Annotated in this window: 21 protein-coding genes and 1 pseudogene; 9 read left to right on the top strand and 13 right to left on the bottom strand. The window is 73.3% G+C overall.

Annotation, left to right across the window (positions count from 1 at the left end; all coding sequences use genetic code 11):
- Positions 1 to 5 precede the first annotated feature (5 nt).
- The 5 genes from ACYU8V_RS04070 to ACYU8V_RS04090 all read right to left on the bottom strand — a co-directional run bounded on the left by ACYU8V_RS04070 (position 6) and on the right by ACYU8V_RS04090 (position 8,047).
- A complete protein-coding gene (locus ACYU8V_RS04070; RefSeq protein ID WP_460845356.1) occupies positions 6 to 1,121 on the bottom strand; it encodes a WD40/YVTN/BNR-like repeat-containing protein in 1,116 nt (371 codons plus the stop codon).
- Positions 1,122 to 1,164: 43 nt separating this feature from the next.
- Positions 1,165 to 4,470, bottom strand: a complete 3,306-nt coding sequence (gene cydD / locus ACYU8V_RS04075; protein WP_460845358.1) for a thiol reductant ABC exporter subunit CydD — start codon at positions 4,468 to 4,470, stop codon at positions 1,165 to 1,167.
- A complete protein-coding gene (gene cydB / locus ACYU8V_RS04080; RefSeq protein ID WP_460845361.1) occupies positions 4,467 to 5,492 on the bottom strand; it encodes a cytochrome d ubiquinol oxidase subunit II in 1,026 nt (341 codons plus the stop codon). The genes cydD and cydB overlap by 4 nt, the downstream gene beginning before the upstream one ends.
- Positions 5,493 to 5,509: 17 nt before the next feature.
- Complete coding sequence (locus tag ACYU8V_RS04085; protein WP_460845362.1) at positions 5,510 to 6,940, bottom strand: cytochrome ubiquinol oxidase subunit I; 1,431 nt, start codon at positions 6,938 to 6,940, stop codon at positions 5,510 to 5,512.
- A gap of 120 nt (positions 6,941 to 7,060) precedes the next feature.
- The gene (locus ACYU8V_RS04090; protein WP_460845363.1) at positions 7,061 to 8,047 is read right to left on the bottom strand and encodes an Acg family FMN-binding oxidoreductase; all 987 of its coding nucleotides are present in this window, start codon (positions 8,045 to 8,047) and stop codon (positions 7,061 to 7,063) included.
- A 134-nt stretch (positions 8,048 to 8,181) separates the two neighbouring features.
- Here ACYU8V_RS04090 and ACYU8V_RS04095 point away from each other — a divergent pair, with 134 nt between their 5' ends.
- Complete coding sequence (locus ACYU8V_RS04095) at positions 8,182 to 8,841, top strand: response regulator (RefSeq protein ID WP_460845365.1); 660 nt, start codon at positions 8,182 to 8,184, stop codon at positions 8,839 to 8,841.
- Here the strand turns inward: ACYU8V_RS04095 and ACYU8V_RS04100 are convergent.
- The gene (locus ACYU8V_RS04100) at positions 8,816 to 9,241 is read right to left on the bottom strand and encodes a pyridoxamine 5'-phosphate oxidase family protein (protein ID WP_460845367.1); all 426 of its coding nucleotides are present in this window, start codon (positions 9,239 to 9,241) and stop codon (positions 8,816 to 8,818) included. The genes ACYU8V_RS04095 and ACYU8V_RS04100 overlap by 26 nt on opposite strands.
- A 131-nt stretch (positions 9,242 to 9,372) precedes the next feature.
- Here ACYU8V_RS04100 and ACYU8V_RS04105 point away from each other — a divergent pair, with 131 nt between their 5' ends.
- On the top strand, positions 9,373 to 11,079 hold the full coding sequence (locus tag ACYU8V_RS04105; RefSeq protein WP_460845368.1) for a GAF domain-containing sensor histidine kinase: 1,707 nt from the start codon (positions 9,373 to 9,375) through the stop codon (positions 11,077 to 11,079).
- A gap of 9 nt (positions 11,080 to 11,088) precedes the next feature.
- Here ACYU8V_RS04105 and ACYU8V_RS04110 read toward each other — a convergent pair whose 3' ends face one another.
- A complete protein-coding gene (locus ACYU8V_RS04110) occupies positions 11,089 to 11,511 on the bottom strand; it encodes a pyridoxamine 5'-phosphate oxidase family protein (RefSeq protein WP_460845370.1) in 423 nt (140 codons plus the stop codon).
- A gap of 110 nt (positions 11,512 to 11,621) precedes the next feature.
- Here ACYU8V_RS04110 and ACYU8V_RS04115 point away from each other — a divergent pair.
- The 3 genes and pseudogenes from ACYU8V_RS04115 to ACYU8V_RS04125 form a co-directional block, all read left to right on the top strand.
- Positions 11,622 to 12,278 (top strand): annotated as a pseudogene (locus tag ACYU8V_RS04115) (ABC transporter ATP-binding protein); the annotation flags it as partial.
- Between the two features lie 68 nt (positions 12,279 to 12,346).
- Positions 12,347 to 13,906 (top strand): ABC transporter permease, encoded by a 1,560-nt coding sequence (locus ACYU8V_RS04120; RefSeq protein WP_460845371.1) that lies wholly within the window; start codon positions 12,347 to 12,349, stop codon positions 13,904 to 13,906.
- Between the two features lie 43 nt (positions 13,907 to 13,949).
- Positions 13,950 to 14,117, top strand: a complete 168-nt coding sequence (locus ACYU8V_RS04125) for a hypothetical protein (protein WP_460845373.1) — start codon at positions 13,950 to 13,952, stop codon at positions 14,115 to 14,117.
- 27 nt (positions 14,118 to 14,144) lie between these two features.
- On the opposite strand, the gene ACYU8V_RS04130 is transcribed toward ACYU8V_RS04125, so the two are convergent.
- Genes ACYU8V_RS04130 through ACYU8V_RS04140 form a run of 3 tightly spaced genes read right to left on the bottom strand, consistent with a single transcriptional unit; the run spans position 14,145 to position 16,664 of the window.
- Complete coding sequence (locus tag ACYU8V_RS04130) at positions 14,145 to 14,759, bottom strand: hypothetical protein (protein ID WP_460845375.1); 615 nt, start codon at positions 14,757 to 14,759, stop codon at positions 14,145 to 14,147.
- The gene (locus ACYU8V_RS04135; RefSeq protein WP_460845377.1) at positions 14,756 to 15,823 is read right to left on the bottom strand and encodes an inorganic phosphate transporter; all 1,068 of its coding nucleotides are present in this window, start codon (positions 15,821 to 15,823) and stop codon (positions 14,756 to 14,758) included. The genes ACYU8V_RS04130 and ACYU8V_RS04135 overlap by 4 nt, the downstream gene beginning before the upstream one ends.
- The gene (locus ACYU8V_RS04140; protein ID WP_460845378.1) at positions 15,789 to 16,664 is read right to left on the bottom strand and encodes a universal stress protein; all 876 of its coding nucleotides are present in this window, start codon (positions 16,662 to 16,664) and stop codon (positions 15,789 to 15,791) included. Before ACYU8V_RS04140 ends, ACYU8V_RS04135 begins: the two co-directional genes overlap by 35 nt.
- 157 nt (positions 16,665 to 16,821) lie before the next feature.
- Between ACYU8V_RS04140 and ACYU8V_RS04145 the strand changes: the two genes are divergently transcribed.
- From ACYU8V_RS04145 to ACYU8V_RS04160, 4 genes are read left to right on the top strand one after another with little or no spacing between them, the layout of a single operon-like run.
- Positions 16,822 to 17,367, top strand: a complete 546-nt coding sequence (locus tag ACYU8V_RS04145) for a PAS domain-containing protein (RefSeq protein ID WP_460845379.1) — start codon at positions 16,822 to 16,824, stop codon at positions 17,365 to 17,367.
- Entirely contained in the window at positions 17,364 to 18,590 is a 1,227-nt protein-coding gene (locus ACYU8V_RS04150) for a methyl-accepting chemotaxis protein (protein ID WP_460845380.1), read from the top strand. Before ACYU8V_RS04145 ends, ACYU8V_RS04150 begins: the two co-directional genes overlap by 4 nt.
- A 30-nt stretch (positions 18,591 to 18,620) precedes the next feature.
- On the top strand, positions 18,621 to 19,343 hold the full coding sequence (locus ACYU8V_RS04155; RefSeq protein WP_460845381.1) for a class I SAM-dependent methyltransferase: 723 nt from the start codon (positions 18,621 to 18,623) through the stop codon (positions 19,341 to 19,343).
- A gap of 28 nt (positions 19,344 to 19,371) precedes the next feature.
- Positions 19,372 to 20,118 (top strand): HAD family hydrolase, encoded by a 747-nt coding sequence (locus tag ACYU8V_RS04160; protein WP_460845383.1) that lies wholly within the window; start codon positions 19,372 to 19,374, stop codon positions 20,116 to 20,118.
- On the opposite strand, the gene ACYU8V_RS04165 is transcribed toward ACYU8V_RS04160, so the two are convergent.
- The 3 genes from ACYU8V_RS04165 to ACYU8V_RS04175 are packed head-to-tail and all read right to left on the bottom strand — an operon-like array spanning position 20,054 to position 21,926.
- Positions 20,054 to 20,488: an SRPBCC family protein gene (locus tag ACYU8V_RS04165; RefSeq protein ID WP_460845384.1), complete on the bottom strand. Its 435-nt coding sequence runs from the start codon at positions 20,486 to 20,488 to the stop codon at positions 20,054 to 20,056. The genes ACYU8V_RS04160 and ACYU8V_RS04165 overlap by 65 nt on opposite strands.
- Positions 20,488 to 21,312 (bottom strand): lysophospholipid acyltransferase family protein, encoded by an 825-nt coding sequence (locus ACYU8V_RS04170; protein WP_460845385.1) that lies wholly within the window; start codon positions 21,310 to 21,312, stop codon positions 20,488 to 20,490. Before ACYU8V_RS04170 ends, ACYU8V_RS04165 begins: the two co-directional genes overlap by 1 nt.
- 47 nt (positions 21,313 to 21,359) lie before the next feature.
- The gene (locus tag ACYU8V_RS04175; RefSeq protein WP_460845386.1) at positions 21,360 to 21,926 is read right to left on the bottom strand and encodes a M23 family metallopeptidase; all 567 of its coding nucleotides are present in this window, start codon (positions 21,924 to 21,926) and stop codon (positions 21,360 to 21,362) included.
- Positions 21,927 to 22,002 lie beyond the last annotated feature (76 nt).

Genomic DNA, 22,002 nt, shown 5'->3' on the forward strand with positions numbered 1-22,002 from the left:
CGGCCTCAGGGAAGGGTCTGCACTTCGACCGACATCACCGGCGGGAGGTCGTGCACGATGGCCGACCAGGTGTCGCCGGAGTCGCGTGAGGCGTAGACCTGACCGCCGGAGGTGCCGAAGTAGATCCCGCACGACTCGTGCCGGTCGACGGCCATCGCGTCGCGGAGCACGTTGACATAGCAGTTCTCCTGCGGCAGGCCCTCGGTCAGCGGCTCCCAGTCGTCGCCGCCGGTACGGCTGCGGTAGACGCGGAGCCGGCCGTCAGGCGGGAAGTGGTGGGAGTCGCTCGTGATCGGGACGACGTAGACCGTCTCGGGCTCGTGGGCGTGCACCGAGATCGGGAAGCCGAAGTCGGTCGGCAGGTCGCCGCTGACCTCCTGCCAGCTGTCCCCGCCGTCCTTGCTGCGCATGACGTCCCAGTGCTTCTGCATGTAGAGCACGTCGGGGTTGCTCGGGTGCAGGTCGAGGTGGTGCACGCAGTGGCCGACCTCGGAGTCCTGGTCGGGGATCTCGCCGGACCGCAGGCCCTTGTTGATCGGCTGCCAGGTGGCACCGCCGTCGGTCGTGCGGAACGCACCCGCCGCGGAGATCGCGACATAGAGCCGCTCGGGGTCGGTGGGGTGCTCCAGGATCGTGTGCAGGCACATCCCACCCGCGCCCGGCTGCCACTGCGGGCCCGTGTCGTGCCGGCGCAGCCCGGACAGCTCGGTCCAGCTCACGCCGCCGTCGGTCGACTTGAAGAGGGCCGCGTCCTCGACGCCGGCGTACACCGTCTCGGCGTCGTGCAGCGACGGCTCGAGGTGCCACACCCGGGTGAAGGCCCAGGGGCGGAGGGACCCGTCGTACCACTGGTGCTCGCCGGGGACGCCGTCGTAGGTGAAGTCGTTGCCGACCGGCTCCCAGGTCCTCCCGCCGTCGTCGGAGCGCTGGATGACCTGCCCGAACCAGCCGCCGGACTGGGATGCGTAGATGCGGTCGGGGTTCAGCGGAGAGGCCTTGAGGTGGTAGACCTCCCAGCCCGGGAAGTGCGGGCCGTCGACCTCCCAGCTCGACCGCTGCTCGTCGGAGGTGAGGATGAACGCGCCCTTGCGCGTCCCCACCAGAACCCGTGTCGTGCCCATGCGTCGATCCCTTCGCCGTCGGTCCTCGCGACGCTACTCGCGGTCACCGACAATGGGCTACGGATGAGGCGACGCGGTCCCGCCCGAGACCCACGACGCGGTCGACCCGGTCGAGTCCCGCGGTGTCGTGCGTGATCCAGATGACCGAGCGGTCGCGTGCCCCGGTCAACAGCTCCTCGGCCAGCTCGACGGCGGTGGCGTGGTCCAGGTGGGCCGTGGGCTCGTCCAGGACCAGCACCGGGTGGTCGGCGAGCAGCGAGCGCGCGATCCCCAGCCGGGCCCGCTCGCCGCCGGAGATCCCGGCGTGGCCGGCTCCGAGCCAGGTGTCGAGGCCGTCGGGCAGGCCGTCCAGCCAGGCACCCAGGTGCGCCCGGCGCAGGGCCTCCTCGACCGCGGCGTCGCTCGCGGTGGGGCGGGCGAGACGGACGTTCTCGGCGAGGGTCGTCGCGAAGACGTGCGGGTGGTCGTCGACCAGGCCGACCCGGCGGCGTACGTCGTCGGGGGAGGTGTCGGCGAGCGAGGCGGCGCCGATCCGGGCGTCGCCGTCGAGGGGGTCGAGGAAGCGCAGCAGCAGCGCCGCGAGCGTCGACTTGCCGGACCCGGACAGCCCGACGACGGCGAGCCGGTCGCCGGGGGCGACGTCGAGGCTGACCGGACCGACCAGCGGGGCGTCGGCGGCCCACCTGCTCGTGACATCCGCGAAGGCCACGGCGTGCCCCTGCGGCGATGCCCGGCCGGGACCGTCGGCGACGGGCGGCGGCGTGTGCGCGAGGGCGTCCAGCCGACGCGACGCCGCCTCCGTGCGTCCGGCGAGGACGCCCGCGTCCGCGCAGGGGAGCAGCACGTCGGCAAGAGCGAGGGGGAGCAGGACCAGCAACGCCATCACCGGACCGGACAGCGCGCCCGAGGCCACCGGACCCGCCGTCGCGACAGCGGTCAGTGCGACGCCCGCACCCGTGCCGGCCAGGACCACGGCCCGAGCCGCCGCCTGCCACCGGGCCGCGGACACGGCAGCCGTGCCGATCCGCGCACTCGTCCGCGCGATGTCGTCGGCGGCAGCCGTGCCGCGCTGCCACATCCGCAGCTCGGAGGCGACCTGGACCGTCGCCACGACCGACTCGGACAGCTCGGCGCGCAACGCGACCAGGCGACGCTCCGCGGTGCGGGCGCCGTGCCGGGCGAGCACGAAGGCCAGCCCACCGCACAGAGACGTTGCCGCCACGACGACTCCGGCGACGGGCTCGAGCGACGCGGCGACGGCGACGGCGAGGCCCGCGACCAACGAGGCCTGCACCATCGGCATCCGGACCCGCAGCTGGTGGTCGACGACGCTGTCCACGTCGTCGACGACCGAGCTGAGGACGTCTCCCCGCCGCCGGCCCAGCCCGGCGGGGACCAGGGGCACCACGGCGTCGTACACATCGACGCGGCGGCGCGCCAGCAGGCGCAAGGCAGCGTCGTGCGACCAGAGGCGCTCGACGTACCGCAGGACGGGGCGGGCCAGGCCGAAGGCGCGTACGCCGACGACGGCGACCAGCAGGGTGAGGACCGCCGGCCGGGTGGAGGCCTGGACGATCAGCCAGCCCGCGGTGGCCGTGAGCGCCACGCCGGACGCGCCCGCGAGCGCGCCGACGACCGCCGCACCGGGCAGGCCACGCCTGCTCGGCCCGAGCGGCGGCTCGTCCACGGGCGCGAGCGCGGCCAGCGCGGCGAGCCGCGCGGCGACAGGTCGGTGGGGCGACGTGGGCACGGTCGGGGCGGGGAGCTCGAGCCGGGTGTCGGCGAGCTCGACGAGGCGGGGCCGGTGGGCGACCACCACGACGCCGCTGCGACGGCCCAGCGCCACCAGCGTGTCGGCGATGACCTGCTCGGTGAGGTCGTCGAGGTGGGCGGTCGGCTCGTCGAGCAGCACCCAGGGCCGCTCGGCGAGCAGGACGCGGGCCAACGCGACGCGGGCACGCTCGCCCGCGGACAGCGTCGCGCCGTCCTCGCCGAGAGGCGTGTCGAGACCGCCGGGCAGCGCACGGACGCGCTCCTCGAGGACGACCTCGCGCAGGGCCTCCCAGATCCGGTCGTCGGTCGCGTCGGGGCGCGCGAGCAGAAGGTTGTCGCGCAGCGTCCCGGCGACGAAGCAGGGCTGCTGGGGGAGCCACGCGACCTGGGCCTGCCACGACGGGCCGCCGACCTGCTCGCCGCCCGCGGCGAGTGCGCCGGAGTCGAGGGGCACCAGCCCGGCGATGCCCGCCAGCAGGGTGGACTTGCCGCAGCCGGACGGCCCGGTGAGGGCGGTGATGCCGCGAGCGGGGATCATCGCGCAGACGTCCCTCACCACCGGCTCGGCGCGGCCCGGCCACCGCACGCTGACGGCCTCCAGCACCAGCGGCGCGTACGCCGGAGCGGGCCGGTCGACAGCGGACGCGGACGTCGCCGCGAGGATCTCGGCCGCCGCGGTGAAGGTGGCGGTGCCCTCGGCGGCCGCGTGGAACTCGGCGCCGACCCGGCGCAGCGGCCAGTAGGCCTCGGGGGCGAGCAGCAGGACCACGAGCGCCGTGTGCAGGCCGAGGCCGCCCGCGGCGAGCCGCACGCCCACGGTCACCGCGACCAGGGCGACCGACAGGGTCGCGACCAGCTCGAGGACGGCCGAGGACGCGAACGCGATGCGCAGGGTGCGCAGCGACGCCCGGCGGTAGCGGTCGGTGACCTCCGCGATGCGCGCGGACTGGGCGCGTGCGCGCCGGTGGGCGACGAGCGTCGGGAGCCCCTGGACGACGTCGAGGAAGTGACCGGACAGCGACGCCAGGGCGCGCCACTGCTCCTCGGCCCGGTCCCGGGTGGCGAGGCCGACGAGCGCCCCGAACACGGGCACGAGCGGCAGCGTGGCCACGACGATCGCGGCGCTGAGCAGGTCCTGGGTCGCGATGGCGACCACGGTCAGCGGCGGCAGGACCGCGGCGACCGTGACGGCGGGCAGGTAGCGGGTCACGTACGGCTCGGCGGCCGCGACGCCGCGGGTCACCAGGACGGCGTCCGGTGCGGGACCCGCGTCGGCGCGCTCGACGTAGGTCCGGATCAGCCGGTGCCGCAGGACCGTGCTCGTGATCGCTGCCGCGCGGGCGGCGAGGACCTCGCCGCCCGCCAGCACGACCGCTCGCGCCACGAGGACGGCGAGGGCGGCCAGCGCCCACGCCGTCACGGGGCTGTGGCGGAGGACCGCGACCACGAGTCCGGCCACCACCCACGCCTGCGCCATGACGACGAGGCCTCCGGCGACGCCCGCCGCCGCCACGCCTGCGAGCGATGTCCGGGTGGGGGCCAGGATCGCGCGCAGGCGTGGGTCGGTGGGCCTCATCGGGCCGCAGCCACGGCGTCCGCCGGCGCGGCCGGGATGTGGTGGGTCGCGATGCGCTGCCGGAACACCCAGTAGGTCCAGCCCTGGTAGGCCAGCACCAGCGGGGTGAAGATGACCGCGGTGACCGTCATGATCCGCAGCGTGTACGCCGTGGCCGCGGCGTTGGTCGTCGTCAGGCTCGTCCCGCCCGCGAGCGTGGTCGGCATGACGTCGGGGAACAGCGCCAGGAAGAGGCCGGCGACCGCGAGCGCGATCGTCGCGAACGTCCCGATGAACGCCCACCCCTCCCGGCCGGCCCGCGCCGCGAGGCCCGCGCCCACGAGGGCGAGTGCCGCGACGACGAAGGCGATCGCCGACGAGACCGTGCCGGTCTGCTGCTGGGTCCAGGCCAGGAACACGACCGCCAGGACCGCGGTCACGCCGACGGCCGGCACTGCGAGCGCGCGGGCACGGTGCCGGATCTCGCCGTCGGTCTTGAGGGCGATGAACAGCGCGCCGTGCGTCACGAACAGGGCCAGGGTGGTGAGCCCGCCGAGGAGGGCGTAGGGGTTGAGCAGGTTGAAGAAGCCGCCGGCGTACTCGAGGTTCCTGTCGATCGGCACCCCGCGCAGGATGTTCGCGAAGGCCACGCCCCACAGCACCGCCGGGACGACCGAGCCGACGACGATCGCGAGGTCCCACCGGGCCCGCCAGCGGGCGTCGGGTCGCTTGGCGCGGTACTCGAACGCGAGGCCGCGGACGATCAGGGCCAGCAGGATCAGCAGCAGCGGCAGGTAGAACCCGCTGAACAGGGTCGCGTACCACTCGGGGAAGGCGGCGAAGGTCGCGCCGCCGGCGACGAGCAGCCACACCTCGTTGCCGTCCCAGACCGGGCCGATCGTGTTGATCATGACCCGGCGCTCGGTGTCGTCGCGGGCGAGGACCGGCAGCAGCATGCCGACGCCGAAGTCGAAGCCCTCCAGGGTGAAGTAGCCGATCCAGAGGACGGCGATCAGGGTGAACCAGACGGTCGTGAGCTCCATGGTGGTCTCTCTCCTGGTCAGTAGGCGAAGGCGAGCGGGCGGTCGCCTCCGGCGTCGGTCGGTACGTCGGCGGGCAGCTGCTCCGCGCCCTTGCGGATCCAGGTGAGCATCAGCCGGACCTCGACGACCGCGAGGACGCCGTACACGCTGGTGAGGGCGATCAGCGAGATCCACATGTCCAGCGCGCTCACGCCGGGCGAGACGGCCTGGTCGGTCGTCATCAGGCCGAACACCGCCCAGGGCTGCCGGCCGGCCTCGGTGAAGATCCAGCCGGCCGAGTTGGCGAGCAGCGGCAGGAAGGGCAGGGCGATCGCGGCGGTGAGCGTCGTGCGGCCGACGGGGACCCGTCCCCGGCGGGTGGCCCAGAGGATCCACGCCGCCAGGCCGGCGCCGGCCAGCCCGAGGCCGATCATCCAGCGGAAGGTCCAGTAGGTCAGCGGGATCACCGGCGTGTAGTCGCCCGGCGAGTAGTACTTCGCCCCGGGGTCCTTGCCGTAGGTCTTCTGGTACTGCTCCCGCAGCTGGTTGATGCCCTCGACCTTGCCGTCCCACGAACCGGTGGCGAGGAAGGACAGCAGGTGCGGGGTCTTGATCGAGAACTTCTCGCTCGACCCGTCCGGCGTCCCGAGGGTGAGCCAGGAGAACGAGGCGGGCGACTCGGTGTTGTAGAGCGCCTCCGCCGAGGCCATCTTCATCGGCTGGACCTCGGTCATGATCTTGCCCTGGATGTCGCCGGTGATCGCGACGCCGATGCCGGCGGCCAGGACGATCGCGGCGCCGGTGCGGACAGCCGTCCGGTAGATCGAGCGGTCCTCCGACGGCGCCCGGCGCAGGTGCCACAGCGCGATGCCGACGACGAACGCGGCGCCGGTCATGTACGCCGACAGGACCACGTGCGGGAAGGTCACCAGCTGGACCTTGTTCAGCAGGACCGCGGCGAAGTCGTGCATCTCGGCGCGACCGGTCCTCGGGTTGTAGGCGTAGCCGACCGGGTGCTGCATCCACGAGTTGGCGGCCAGGATGAAGTACGCCGAGCACAGGGTGCCGACGTGGACCAGGACCATGCACGCGGCGTGCAGCTTGGCGGGCAGCCGCTCCCACCCGAAGATCCACAGCCCGAGGAACGTCGACTCGAGGAAGAACGCGAGCAGACCCTCCACCGCCAGCGGCGCGCCGAACACGTCGCCGACGAAGCGCGAGTAGTCGCTCCAGTTCATGCCGAACTGGAACTCCTGGACGATGCCGGTCACGACGCCGATGGCGAAGTTGATCAGGAACAGCTTCCCGAAGAACTTCGTCAGCCGCAGCCAGCGCTCGTCGTGGGTGCGGACCCAGGCGATCTCGTAGCCGGCGATGATCGCCGAGAGTCCGATCGTGATCGGCACGAAGAGGAAGTGGTAGACGGTCGTGATGGCGAACTGCCACCGCGCGATGTCGGTCGGGTCCACGGGAGCTCCTGATCCGGGTCTGGGGGCCGTACGTCGGCCCGTGCCTCCACGCTAGGAATCGCGGCACCCGCGCACCCACGGCCGGAGGACCCCGCCGGACGGGACCTTCGGCCCGACGACCTAGTCGAGGTCGAGGACCTCGCGCAGCGGCCGGCGCGGCGTGCGGGGCAGCCCGCGGCGACCGATCGCCTGCCACCCGACCCGCACCAGCAGGTGGGTCTCGAAGCGCCCGGCGAGGACGGAGCGCCCGATCTCCTGGCGCACCGCCTCGACCTCCGTCGGCTGGCTCATCGGTACGACGGAGATGCCGGCCCGCGTGGCCTCCAGCCAGAGCGCGCTGAGCGCCTCGCCGCTGGTCAGCCACGCGCCGACGTGGTCCTGGCTGCCGCCGAGGGCGATCACCCGGTCACCGCCGTGGATGATCATCCGGGTGTCCTCGAGCAGGCCGGGCGGGAATCGGGTGTCGCTGCGAAGCGGCGCGGGGAGGTCCGGGAGCAGCTCGCGCGGGATGCCCTCGGTGGCACCGCGATCGATCCAGCGCTCCTGCTCCCGGATCCGGGCCGGGTCCGCGGCCAGGACCCCGAGGGCGCGGTGGGTCAGCACCTCGAGCCGGAACCGCGCGGCATCGCCGGTGATCGCCTCGGCCTCGGCGCCCCAGGCGGTCGCGGAGCGGCAGAGTCGCTCGAGGTGGTCGGCCGGGACCGGCCACGCGGTGAAGCGTCGCCGGTCGGTGCAGCGCTGCCGGAGCAGGTCGAGGTCCTCGCGCACGACGCCGGCCACCGCGGTGCGGAAGACCTCGATCCGCGCCAGGACGTCGCTGGACCCGAGGGGGACCCGTTCCACGGCGGTCTGCCAGCCGAGGGCGCGCGCCGCGAACTGGACGTGGTGCAGCGCCGCGCCGCAGCTCAGCGTGAGGTCGCGGCCGAGCGGGTCCTCGGTGATGAGGTGACGGTCGAGGTCGGCGCGCAGCTCGAGCCGCCCGTCGGCGTACCGCCAGCGCCAGGGTTGGGTGTTGTGCACGCTGGGGGCCAGGCACGCGAAGGCGACCAGCCGCTCGACGACGGCGACGGGCGCACACTCGGTGCGAGCCTCGACGCGGTGGGTCATGGCAGGGGTCCTTCCGATCCGTCCTGGCCTTCGAGCATCGCCGCGGGAGCGCAGGAGCAGCAGGGCCGAAGGTCCCGACCGCACGAGCAATCCGGTCCGGCCCCTGTCCGCGCGATGGCGGCTACCGTGGACCCGTGAGCGAAGCAGCGAGCGCGCAGATCCGCGTCTACCTCCTCGACGACCACGAGATGATCCGTCGCGGCATCCGCGACCTCCTCGAGAGCGAGGGTGACATCGTGGTCGTCGGCGAGTCGGAGTCCGCGGCCGAGGCCACGCGCCGGATCCCCGCGCTGCGCCCGGACGTCGCGATCCTCGACGGCCGGCTGCCCGACGGCTCCGGCATCGACGTGTGCCGCGACGTACGGTCCCAGGACCCGAGCATCAAGGCGCTCATCCTGACGTCGTACGACGACGACGACGCGCTCTTCTCCGCGATCATGGCGGGGGCGGCCGGCTACGTCCTCAAGCAGGTGCGCGGCAACGACCTGCTGGACATCGTGCGTCGCGTGGCGGCGGGACAGTCGACGCTGGACCCGTCGGTCACCGCCCAGGTGCTGGACCGGATCCGCTCCGGGCCGCCGGTCAACAAGACCCTGGAGTCGCTCACCGACCAGGAGGGCCGGATCCTGGACCTGATCGGCCAGGGGCTGACCAACCGCCAGATCGCCCGCGAGCTGCACCTCGCCGAGAAGACCGTCAAGAACTACGTGTCCTCGATGCTGGCCAAGCTCGGCATGTCCAGCCGCACGCAGGCCGCGATCTACGCGGTCAAGCACGCGCCGCAGCAGGACTGACGTCGGGACCGACGAGTCGCCGGCCGGTCACCGTCCGCGCCGCGATCCGCAGTCCGAGCACCCGGGAGCCGTTGGCCCACGGGACCGGGCTGTCACCCGCTCGGGTGAGGCGCTCGCAGCGTCCCCGGACCAGCACGCTCCAGCCGGTGTGGGTGTCGTCGTCGAAGTTGTCGATCTCGAAGGCGACCTCCTGGCCGCCGCAGTCACGCGCCATCAGCGAGTACGGCGTGGTGCGGATCAGCACCGCCGCGCCTTCGACGGCGAAGTTCACCGGGACCACGGAGACCCCGTCGTCGCCCGACCAGGCGATCCGGCCCACCGAGCCGGACCGTAGCCGGTCCCAGCACTCGTCCTCGCTCAACGCCACCAGCCGCCTGGGCTGGACCCCGGTCATCGTCATCGTGACCACCTCTCCTCGCTCTCCTCGATGGGGACAGCTCCATCGTGCGGGCGGGCGCGGCGCCGCGACAGGTGCCCGGGTCCTCACCGGTTCGGGCCCTTGTACCCCTCGGCTTCGGTAGGTTGCGAGATGTGGAGGGCGGTGCAGAGGACAGCAGGGACATCCGGCCGGAGCTGGCGGAGGTCGAGTTCGAGGAGCTCGTCCGCGCGGTCCTCGACCGCATGCACGGCGCGCTCGACCAGCAGGCACGGCTGCAGCTGCTGCTGGACGCGGTCGTCACCATCTCCGCGGACCTCAGCCTCGACGGCGTGCTGGAGCGCATCGTCGCGATCGCAAGCCGGCTGGTCGATGCCCGGTACGCCGCGCTCGGCGTGCTCAGCGCCGGCCGCCAGCGCCGGCTGCGGACCTTCGTCCACCACGGCATCTCCCACGACCTCGCGGCGCAGATCGGCGACCTGCCGACCGGGCACGGGCTGCTGGGCCTGATCATCGACCGCCCGGAGCCGCTGCGGCTGCACGACATCGCCGCGGACCCGGCGTCGTACGGCTTCCCGGCCCACCACCCGCCGATGAGCTCCTTCCTCGGCGTACCGGTGCGGATCCGGGAGCGGGTCTTCGGCAACCTCTACCTCACCGAGAAGGTCGGCGGCGGGGACTTCACCGCCGAGGACGAGGAGATCGTCGTCGCGCTCGCCGCCGCGGCGGGTGTGGCCATCGAGAACGCCCGCCTCTACCAGGAGACCAGCGCCCGCGAGACCTGGGCCCGGCGGACGGCGGCGCTCACCGCGGTGCTGGCCGACCCGGAGCTCACCGACCCGGCGTCCCGGGTCGCCGAGGACGCCCGCGCCGTCGCGGGCGCGGAGGCGGCCTGGGTGATCGGTCCGTCCCCTGACGGCGGCACGCGTGTCCTGGCCTACGCCGGTCCTCCGCTCGGGGGCCACGACCTGGACCGGCTGGCCGGCAGCGACGTCGCCGCCCGCGTCGTACTGGAGAAGGACGAGCTGTCGGCCGTCGCCGACGTGGCCGAGGCGAGCGATGGCGGCCTCCCCGGGCTGCCCGGCGTCGGCCCGGTCCTGTCGGTGCCGTTCGCGGCCTCCGCGGCCTCCCGCGGAGCGCTGTCCCTGGGCTGGTCGCGTCAGGACGAGGATCGGTTCCACACCCTCGACGCCCAGCTGGTCGCGACGTACGCCGAGCAGGCCGCCCTGTCGCTGCAGCTGGCCGAGGCGCGGGAGGACCAGCGCCGGCTGGCCGTCCTCGAGGACCGCGACCGGATCGGCCGCGACCTGCACGACCTGGTCATCCAGCGGCTGTTCGCGGTGGGGCTCGGTCTGCAGGGCACCGTCCGGCTCGTCGAGCGCCCCGAGGTGGGCGCCCGGATCGAGCAGGCGGTCGACGACCTCGACGCGACGATCAAGGACATCCGGCGCGCCATCTTCGGGCTGAGCTCGCTCGAGACCGAGGGCGACGTCCAGGTCGAGGTCACCCGGCTCGTCGACCGGGCGGCAGCGACGCTGAAGTTCCGGCCCTCGCTGCGCTTCGAGGGGCCCGTCCGCACGCTGATCCCGCCCGCCGTCGTACCGGACCTCCTGGCGGTGCTCGCCGAGGGCCTGTCCAACGCGAGCCGGCACGCGGAGGCCACCAACGTGGAGGTGGTCGTCGAGGCGGGCGAGCGGATCACGCTCTCGGTCAGCGACAACGGGCGCGGGATCAGCGGCGCCGCCGCGGAGAGCGGCCTGGCGAACATCCGGACGCGCGCCGAGCAGCGCGGCGGCAGCCTGGAGATCGGCTCCGAGCCGGGTCAGGGCACGACGCTGCTGTGGTCGGTGCCGCGCTCCTGAGGCCGGCGCTCAGTCGTCCAGGAGCCGGCGGCCGGTGATGCGGGTCGGTCGGACCTGGACGTAGACGGGACGGAAGCCGCGCGCCCAGGGCACCGGGAGGGCCGAGAGCTGTTCGGGCAGCTCCGCCTCGTCGTCGACGAAGGACGCCTCGCCGCGCACCAGGACGCTCCAGCCGAGCTGCTGGAACCCGTCGATCCGGTCGACCTCGAAGGCGACCGTCGCCCCGTCCAGCCGGCGGGCGAGCGAGCCGCCCGGAGGGATGCGGAACAGGATCCGCTCCCCGTGCATCCGGAAGTTCACCGGCAGGGCCAGCGGCCCGTCCTCGTCGCAGAAGACGATCCGGCCGACCCGGGCCAGCCCGAGCAGGGACAGGCACTCCGGGCGCCCGATCTCGTGGATGTTCGCCTGCTGGAGGTCCTCGTACGTCGTCATGATCACCATCCTGCGAAGGGATCCGCCGCCGGGGCAGGGTCCTTGGTCCTGCCCGATCAGCGACCTTCTCCCGGTCACCGGCCGGGCCGGCGGGCCTAGCGTCCAGAGGTATGACGAGCGTGATCGAGTGTGTCGACATCGTGAAGAGCTTCGGGCACGTGCGCGCCCTCGACGGGCTGCGGCTCAGCGTGGCCGCGGGGGAGGTGCACGGCTTCATCGGGCCGAACGGTGCGGGGAAGTCGACAGCGATCCGCGTCCTGCTCGGGCTGGTCCGGCCCAACGGTGGCGAGGTGCGGCTGTTCGGCCGCGACCCGTGGAAGGACGCCGTCGAGCTGCACCGTCGCCTCGCCTACGTCCCCGGCGACGTGAGCCTGTGGCCCAACCTGAGCGGCGGGCAGGCCATCGACCTGCTGCTGCGGATGCGCGGGATCGACCCGCGCTCCAGCCGGCGCGACGCACTGGTGGAGCGCTTCGAGTTCGACCCCACCCGCCGGGGACGGGCGTACTCGAAGGGCAACCGGCAGAAGGTCGCGCTCATCGCCGCGTTCGCCACGGACGTGGAGCTGCTCGTCCTGGACGAGCCGACCAGCGGCCTCGACCCGCTGATGGAGCAGGTCTTCAAGGAGTGCCTGGCCGAGCACCGCGATCGCGGCGGCAGCGTTCTGCTCTCCAGCCACATCCTCAGCGAGGTCGAGCGGCTCGCCGACCGCGTCACGATCATCCGTCGTGGCGCGACGGTGGAGACCGGCAGCCTCGCGGACCTCCGCACCCGCGCCGGCGGTGCGGACCTCGAGCAGCTGTTCCTGGACGCCTACCGTGAGCCCGCGGTGGCGCGATGAACGTCACCGGAGCCGGCCTGCTGCTGCGCCAGGCGGTGCGCCGCGACCGGGTGCTGGCCGGATCGTGCCTGACCGTGTTCGTCGCGATGGCCTACGCCTCGGCGTACGCGACCGGGACGCTGTACGACTCGCCACCCGAGCGGCTGGCGGCGATCGCCCTGATCAACGGGCAGCGCGGCATCCTCGCGCTCTACGGCCCGATCGACGTGCACGCCGGCGTCGGAGCGCTGGCCATGAGCAAGATGACGGTGCTGTACGCGCTGTTCGCGGCCGGCATGTTCGTCGCGCTGGTACGACGGCACACACGCTCCGAGGAGGAGAGCGGCCGTGCCGAGCTCGTGGCCGGCACCGCCACAGGCAGGAACGCGCCGCTCGCCGCGGCCGTGGCCGAATCGGCGATGATCGCGGTCCTGCTGGGGTCGTGCTGCGCCCTCGCCGCCGTCGTCGGAGGCCTTCCGGCGCGTGGATCGGTCTACTTCGGCCTGTCGTGGGTCGGCACCGGGCTGGTCGCGACCGGGGTGGCCGCGGTCTGCTGCCAACTGTCGGCCAGCGCCCGGACCTGCGGCGTGGCCGCGGCCGGGGTGCTCGGCGGCAGCTACCTGGTCCGGGCCGTCGGCGACGCGACGAGCCTGCACTGGCTGGACTGGCTCTCGCCGTTCGGCTGGAACACCCAGCTGCACGCCTGGTCCGCGCCGCGCGCGTGGGTGGTCCTGCTCTACCCGGCACTGGCCGCCGTCCTCCTCACCGCCGCACAGCTCCTGCGGGCACACCGCGACCTGAACGCAGGGATGCTTGCTGCCCGGCCGGGAGCGGCCCACGGCTCGACCCACCTGCGCGGGCCGGTCGCCCTGCAGCTCGCCACGCACCGCACGATGCTGGTCATCTGGAGCGTCGCGGTGTTCGCCCTGTGCGCCTTCTTCGGCGCCATCATCCCGGCGCTCGACGACGTGCTGAGGACGGTGGGAGGCGAGCAACTGGCCGCTGACCTGGGCGGCTCGCTGATGGTCGCCATCCTCGCCGAGCTCGCCGTGGTCGCCTCCTGCTTCGGCGTCGTCGTGGCCGGCCATGCCGCCGCCGAGGAGCTCCAGGGCCGTGCTGAGCTCACCCTCGCCACGGGCCAGTCGCGGACGCGCTGGTTCCTCGCCGGCGCCGGGCTCGCGATCGGCGGCACCGCCTGGCTGGTCGTCCTGGCCGGACTCGGCATGTGGCTCGGCTACGGCCTCGGCGGTGGCCCGCATCCGGAGCATGCCCTCGAGGGCGCCGTGGTCTGGATCCCCGCCACCACGCTCTTCGGCTGCCTGGCCCTCGCGCTCCTGGCCGTCCGGCCGACGCTGACCCCGCTCGCCTGGGCACTCCCGCTCGGCTCGTGGGTGCTCGGCGTGGTCGCCCCGCTGCTGCACGCCCCGGCGTGGGTGGCCGCTCTCTCGCCGTACGACCACGTGCCGAAGGTGCCCGTCGACGCGATGGCCTGGACCCCGGAGGTGCTGCTCTCGCTGCTCGCCGGCGCGGTCCTGCTGACGGCCCTGGAACGCTTCCGCACCCGCGACATCGGGTGAGGACCATCCGCCCCACCGACACGACCCACAAGGAGGTACGTCGATGAACGCCCACCCTGGTTCCGCACGATCACCGCACCCACGGGCCCGAAAGGCGCTGGTGCTGCTCGGCGAGGTCGCGCTCGGGGGTCTCCTCGGTGCCGCGATCACGGTCGTCGAGGACCACCTCGCGGCCGACCGGCTCGGTGCCGGCGTACGGCGCCTGCCCTGACCGTCCCGGATCGACGGCCGCGGGAGCTCAGCCGATCTTGCACACGGCGTACCAGGCACGGTGCGCGACGTGGATCGCGGCCTCGGTGACCTGCTCGGCGCGCCGGTAGAGCTCACGCCGGTGGGTCTCGTCCCGTACATCCGCGCCACGCAGCCCGCGCAGTGCGGCGCGGTAGGCGTCGTCGGCGGCCTCGAGCCGGTCGCAGGCCTCGTCGGCGAGCTTCACGGTCTCGGTGGCGGGCAGCGTCCTCAGCACGGCGTCGAGCGGGTCGGCGGCCGCGGTGACCGAGGCGAGGATGACCCCCAGCGCCCGGTCGGGCTCGGTCCCGCTCGCCTCCGCCTCGGACACGAGCAGCTCCAGCTGGCGGTGCAGCATGCCGATCCGCTCGCCGAGCTCGTAGATGTCCTCCGGGTCCAGCGGCGTCCAGAAGGCGGACCGGACGCGGCGGTGCAGCGCGCGTCGCTCGTCGCGCTCCCGGTCGACCGCGACGTCGAGGACGGCGCGGATCTCGGCCGTGGTCGTGGTGCCGTGCGTCCACGCCGCGACGGCCTCCAGCGAGCTCGTGACCGTGGTCCACTGCGCGGTCAGCAGGCCGAGGATCGGCTCGTCGGCGGGCAGCAGCCAGGAGGTGGGCTTCCTCATGCGATGACCTTCCAGAGGGGGAACAGGGCCGCGCCGGCGAGCGCGGCGAGCGGCAGGGTGACGATCCAGGCCGATGCCATCTCCTCGACGACCGACCACCGGACGTGCTGGGCACGCCGGGCGGCGCCGGTCCCGACGATCGACGACGCGACGACGTGGGTGGTGGAGACAGGCGCTCCGAGCGCCGCGGCGGCGTAGATGACCGCGGCCGACGAGGACTGGCTGACCAGGCCGTCGAGGGGTTGCAGGCGGTAGATGCCGCGCCCGAGGGTCCGCACGATGCGCCACCCGCCCATCGCGGTGCCGACGACCAGGCACGCGCCGGACGCGAGCTTGACCCAGAACGGGACGGTGAACGTGGCGAGGTGGCCGGTGGACACCAGGAGCAGGGTGATCATGCCCATCGTCTTCTGGGCGTCGTTGGCGCCGTGGCTGTAGGCGAGCGCGAAGGCCGTGCCCCACTCGGCCCGGCGGATGCCGCGCACCAGGCCGTGCCGGGCGCGCCGGGTGGCACGCGTGGCGAGCTTCGCGACCGTCCAGGCGGCCGCCGCCCCGAGCAGCGGTGAGATCCCGAGCCCGAGCAGTACGCCGAGCACACCCCGCGGCAACCCGTGGCTCGAGCCGTCCCAGCGGACACCGCCCCAGCCGCCGGCCGCCACGGCCGCACCGACGAGCCCGCCGACCAGGGCGTGGCTCGAGCTCGACGGCAGTCCGCGCCACCAGGTCAGCAGGTTCCAGGCGATGCCGGCGGTGATGGCGGCCCCGACCGCGGCGACGGTGCGGTCCGCCGGCAGGGCGACGACGCCGCCGACGGTGTCGGCCACGGCTGTCCCCGCGAGCAGTGGTCCCAGCACGTGACCGGCCGAGGCGACGAGGACCGCCGCCGCGGGGGTCGCGGCGCGGGTGGCGACCAGAGCTGCGACCGCGTTGGCGGAGTCGTGGAAGCCGTTGGTGACGTCGAAGGCCAGCGCGAGCGCGACGACCAGCACGAGGGCGACCGTCGCGGTCATGGTGGCCCCGGCCGCGCGGTCACCGCGGTACGACGGCGACGGGACACGCGGCATGGTGGAGCACCGCGGACGCGATGCAGCCCAAGGTCCGGGAGACCCGGGTGCCCCGTACCCCGACCACCACGAGCGCGGCGTCGACGCTCTCCTTGACCAGGGCGACCGTCGGGTAGTCGAAGAGCAGGGACCGCTCGACCTTCACATCGGGATAGGCCTCCTGCCAGCCGGCGAGCGCCTCGGCCAGCCACCGCTCGCCGTCGGCGTGCGCGTCCCGCTTCATCGCGCGGGTGCGGTCGTCAGGGGCGTAGAAGAACGGCTCCCAGCACAGGAGCGCGCGCAGTGGGAGCTGGTGTGCGGCGGCGTGCTCGAAGGCGGTGGCGAGGACGTCGTCGTACCCCTCGGTGGGGCTGACGCCCACGACGACGGGCGCGTCCGCGGGGATCCGGGTCCGGCCTCGTACGACGACGAACGGGGCGTGCCCGGCGCGCAGCAGCCCGAGACCGGTCGATCCGAAGATGGCCGAGCGGACCGACCCGAGCTGGCGCGAGCCGATGGCGATCAGGTCGTGCTGCCCCGCCGTACCGAGCAGCGCGGGGACCGGTGGCCCGTCGAGCAGCTCGGTCGAGACGTCGAGCGCGTGCTCCAGGGAGAGCGCGTAGGCCTCGCTGTGCCGCAGGGCCTCCTCCGCCGATGCGCGGTACATCTCCGGCGGCACCGCCGGCCAGGCGTAGCCACCCGCGAGCCCGGCCGGCTGGACCAGCGGCGCGGGGTCGAGCGCGTGGACGATCCGCACCGGCACGTTGCGCAGCCGCGCGCCGGCGACGGCCCAGTCGATCACCGCATGGCTCAGCTCTGATGTGTCGATCCCGACGACGATGCTCTCGTAGCGCGCGGTCATGGCGCCTCCCTCGTTGCGTTCCCTCCAGTGCACGGCGTCGCGCCGGGCCGGGCGTAGGGACCTAAGACCCTCGATCCGAGGCCTTGTGCCGGGCCGTCCTCCCTCGGATCGCCCGACGGGGGACCGATCAGTGCGGATAACCGACCAGGAGATGCCCATGCGCAAGACAGCCATCGTCCCGACCGGGGTGGAGAAGACCTTCCGCCCGGACCAGATCATCGTGTCCAAGACCGATCCGCAGGGCCGGCTTACCTATGTGAACCACCTCTTCGTCGAGATCAGCGGGTACGCCGAGGAGGACCTCATCGGCCAGCCGCACAGCGTCATCCGCCATCCCGACATGCCGCGCAGCGTGTTCCGGCTCCTGTGGGACCGGATCGCCGCCGGGCAGGAGATCTTCGCCTACGTGATGAACCTGAGCGCCGACGGCGGCCACTACTGGGTGCTGGCGCACGTCACCCCCACCTTCGACGACAGGGGCACCATCGTGGGCTTCCACTCCAACCGGCGCACCGCCGACCGGCCCGTCGTCCAGCGTGTCGCCGAGCTCTACCGCCGGCTGCACGAGGAGGAGGCCCGGCACCCGAACGCGCGTGAGGCCGCCGAGGCCGGCGTCGCGATGCTGGAGCGGGAGCTCGCCGAGGCGGGCACCACCTACGACGAGTACGTATGGGCACTGTCCGACGAGGGGGTGGCGGCATGACCGCCCTGATCAACGAGGTCGACGAGCACGCCGGACCGACCGAGGCCCCCACCGACGACGGCACGGCGGCCCGTCTCCGCGCGGCCGTCCGGGCCGTGACCCAGGTGTGCCAGGCCGCCGAGCGGGGCGACCTGGAGCCCCGGGTGCCGGTGCTCGGCGACGAGCCCGAGCTGGTGGCCCTGCGGGACGCCTGCAACAACCTGCTGGACCGGACCGACGCCTACGTCCGCGAGTCGTCGGCGTCCCTGGAGTTCGCCGCCGAGGCCAAGTTCTACCGCCGCTTCCTGGTGCGCGGCATGCTCGGCTCGTTCCGGCTGGGCGCGGTCACCATCAACGGCGCGATCGGCGCCATGGCGGCGACCCACGACGAGCTGGCCGCGCAGGACGAGCGGCGGCGTACCCTCGCCGAGGGGTTCGAGACGGCCGTCCTCGGCCTCTCCGACCAGGTCGCCGCCGCCTCCGCCGAGATGGAGGCGTCCTCGCGGACCCTCGCCTCGACCGCGGAGGGTACGGCGGGACGGGCGGCCACCGTGGCCGACAACTCGCGCACCGCCTCGGACGCCGTCACCGTCGCCGCAGCCGCCGTCGAGCAGCTGGTCAGCACGGTGCGGGCCATCGAGGAGCAGGCCGACCAGTCCAACCAGGCCGGCCGGCGTGCCGCCGAGGAGGCCGAGCAGGTCCGGGCGACGGTCCGCGGCCTGGCTGCCGCCTCCCAGGAGATCGGCGAGGTGATCGGCCTGATCACCCAGGTCGCCGGTCAGACCCGGCTGCTGGCGCTGAACGCGACCATCGAGGCCGCCCGGGCGGGGGAGTCGGGCAAGGGCTTCGCCGTCGTCGCGGCCGAGGTCAAGAGCCTCGCCTCGGAGACGGCCGCGGCCACGAGCCGGATCGAGGAGCAGGTCACCTCGATCCAGGCCGCCACCAACGCCGCCGTGACCGCGATCGAGTCGATCGCGTCGGCCGTCGGGGGCATGGGCGCGAACGTCGCCGCCATCGCGGGCGCCGTCGGTGAGCAACGGCAGGCCGCGGCGGAGCTGAGCCGGACGACGACCGAGGCGGCCAGCGCGGTCGCCGGAGTCAACGAGGACATCGCGGCGATCGGGTCCGCGACCGAGGACACCAGCGCCGGCGCCTCGGAGATGACCAGCGCCTCGCTGGAGCTGTCCCGGCTCTCCTCCGACCTGCGCACCCACGTCGCCGGCTTCCTCGAGGACATCCGGTGAGACGCTGACGCGTCTGCGTACGATCGACGGGTGCACTCCTCGGCCTACCGCGCGATGGCGCGCAACATCGAAGCGTTCGTCCCGAGGGACCGCCCGATCACGGTCCTGGACGTGGGGTCGGGCACGACCGAGGACCGGATCGAGAAGGGCCTGACGCACGGCGCGCTGTTCGCCGAGCACGACGCCGAGATCATCGGCGTCGACATCATCGAGGGGCCGAACGTCGACCGGGTCCTGGCCAAGCCGTACCGCTACCCGGTGCGGACCAACAGCGTGGACGTGGTGGTGTCCGGCCAGGTCTTCGAGCACATCCCGTTCTTCTGGGCCGCGATGTTCGAGGTCGCGCGGGTGCTCAAGCCGGGCGGGATCTTCATCATGACCGTGCCTTCCCGGGGCCACAAGCACATGCTGGTCGACTGCTGGCGCTACTACGACGACGGCGTGCGGGCGATGGCCGCGTTCACCGGGCTGCACCTCAAGCACGCCCGCACCGACTACGTGCCCGCGCGGCCGGGGGAGCGGCGCTACTGGGACTACCCCGCCGACCGCACCGACCCGCACTACTGGGGCGACACCGTCGGGGTCTTCGAGAAGCCGCTCGACTACCCGACCCGGCGGATGGCGGCGGTCCGCGGCCCGATCGTGTGGTGGGCCAACAAGAAGGACCCGGCCTTCATGTCCTCGATCGAGAGGGCCGCGGAGCAGCGGCAGCGGCAGCGGCGCCGGCGGGAGCGCCTGCAACGCGAGGCGTGATCGGCGCGCGACGGGGCACCGGGAGGCCATGGCCTCGACCGACATCCACTCCGACACCCCGTTCGACACGGCCGTCCTCGACATCGACGGCACCCTGCTGGACTCGACCTATCACCACGCGGTGACCTGGGCCCGCGCGTTCGACGCGGTGCTGGATCGGCACGTCCCGGTCTTCGCGATCCACCGCGCGATCGGGATGGGCGGTGACCGCCTGGTCGCCGAGGTGGCGGGCGAGGAGGCCGAGGAGCGGCACGGCGACGCCATCCGGGACCGCTGGAAGCAGGAGTACGACCAGGTCATCGACCGGACCAGGCTCTTCGACGGGGCGCGCGAGCTCCTGGACGGCCTGCGGCGGCGTGGCCTCGACGTGGTCCTGGCGAGCTCCAGCATCCCCGAGCACGCCCGGCACGCCCTCGACCTGCTCGACGCCGAGCGGCGCGCCGACGCCGCGACCACCAGCGAGGATGCGGAGGAGTCCAAGCCGAGCCCGGAGATCCTCGACCGCGCCCTGGAGAAGGTCGGCGGAGGACGTGCGGTGATGATCGGGGACGCGGTCTGGGACGTGCAGGCGGCCGGCCGGATCGGCGTACCGACCATCTGCCTGCTCGCCGGGGGCAGTGGGCGCGACGAGCTGCTGGAGGCCGGTGCCGCGGCGGTCCTGCGCGACTGCCGCGACCTGCTCGAGCACCTCGACGAGACGCTCGCGCAGGTCAGCTCTCGTCGAACTCCAGCTGGTGCCGGAGCTGCTCCAGCCCGGCCCGGACGTGACGGCTGACGATCCCGCGGGCCAGCCGGCTGGTCAGCGCCGCGAACAGCAGTCCCTGGAACTCGGTGGTCATCGTCACCGTCACCCGGCTGGCGTCGCCCTCCGGCTCCACGACCAGCTCCGCGCTCTGGCGGGTGCCACGGATGGACTGCCAGGACAGGCTCGTCCCGTCCGTGGCGCGTACGACGACCCTGCCGCCCACGTGGATGGTCCCGACGTCGAGGAACAGGTCCCACTCGGCCGAGCCGTCGGCGTACTCGCGGATCAGGCAGATGCGCCCGCCGACCAGCGGCAGCACGACCCGCGCATCGGTGGCGACCTTGGCGACCTCGTCGAACGGCCGTCGGACGACGACCGACTCGACCACGGGAGCGCCCATCAGCCCAGCACCGGGAAGACGGTCTTCGCGGCGAGCCGGGAGAGCCCGACCTGCATCACCGAGGTGACGTAGTCGTACGCCGCGTCCCAGTCCGGCTCGTCGCCGAACCGCTCCCGCAGGTCGATCGGGTCGAGCACCTGGACCCGGATCTTCGCGGGCAGGGAGATGTGCGGCAGGTCGCCGGGGATGAGGAGCCACGGGATGCTCATCGAGATCGGCACCGACTTGATCCGCAGGTACTTGTCGAAGCGCAGCAGCTGCGCGGTCCGCCGGCCGTCGTTGAGCACGAAGAACGTCTCCTGGCCGCCGGTCGCGACCACCGGGACGATCTTCACGCCGGCGCCGTGCGCGAGCTTGAGGAAGCCCTTGCGCCCGTCGAACACGATCTTGTTGCGGTCGCGGAACGGCCGCAGCGCCTCGACGTCGCCGCCCGGGTAGACCAGCACGTTGGCGCCCTCGTCGAGCAGCTCGCGCGCAGTGGTCGGTCCTGCCTGGACCACGCCCATCCGGCGCGCGATGTCGCCCAGCACCGGCATCCGGGTGATGACCTCGTGGGCCAGCCCGAAGAGCGGCCGCCCCTCGACGGTGAAGTACGTCGAGTACGCCAGCAGGAACGCGAACGTGTCGGGGATGTTGGCGCCTCCGCTGTGGTTGCCCACGAACAGCACCGGCTCGTCCGGGACGTTCTCGAAGCCGTCGACCTCGGCGCGGTGGTAGATCTGCAGCGCCAGCCAGAACCGCGGCAGCATCCGCCGGATGAACTCCGGGTCGCGCCCGGCGAAGCCCTCCGGAACCTTGCGCAGCGCCGGCAGTGGGAGTCCCATGCGCACAGTGTGGAGGCTCGCGAGGACCTACGTCGAGGTTCCGGGGATCAGGGCTCGAGGCCCTGGTGGACCAGCCAGGTGAACGGGTCGATCGCGTCGCCGCCGTGCGGGTGCACCTCCAGGTGCAGGTGCGGGCCGGTGGTGTTGCCGGTGGCACCGATCAGGCCGATGACCTGGCCGGGCTCCACGCGCTGGCCGACCTTCACCTCGAAGGCCGACTGGTGGCAGAACCACAGCACCGTGCCGTCGTCGAGCCGCACCACGGTCTTGTTGCCGTAGGACCCGTCGTAGCCGGTGGAGAGCACAACGCCCTCGGCGATCGCATGGATCGGCGTGCCCTCGGGGGCGGCGAAGTCCAGGCCGGTGTGGACGGTGCGCCACAGGCCGCTGACGTCCCCGAAGCGACCGGTGAGCCGGTAGTGCACGACCGGGAGCCCGACCGGCACCGGCTGCAGCGCCGCACGGTGCAGGACGCGGGGTGCAGCAGCCGCCAGGCGGAAGTCGGCGGTGCTGGCGCCGGCGTCGTCGCTCGGCACGACCGTGGTCGCTGCGACGGCGAGCCCGATGAGGCTCGGGGCGATCGCGGCGCGGTACAGGCTGGTGCGGAAGTTCATGGTTCTCTCGAATCGTTCGGTGTGCTTGCTGTTGCAAGCAGTCGGTCCAGTGAGCAGGAACGCCGTACGCCGCCGC

This window comes from Nocardioides ultimimeridianus (genome assembly GCF_054777895.1).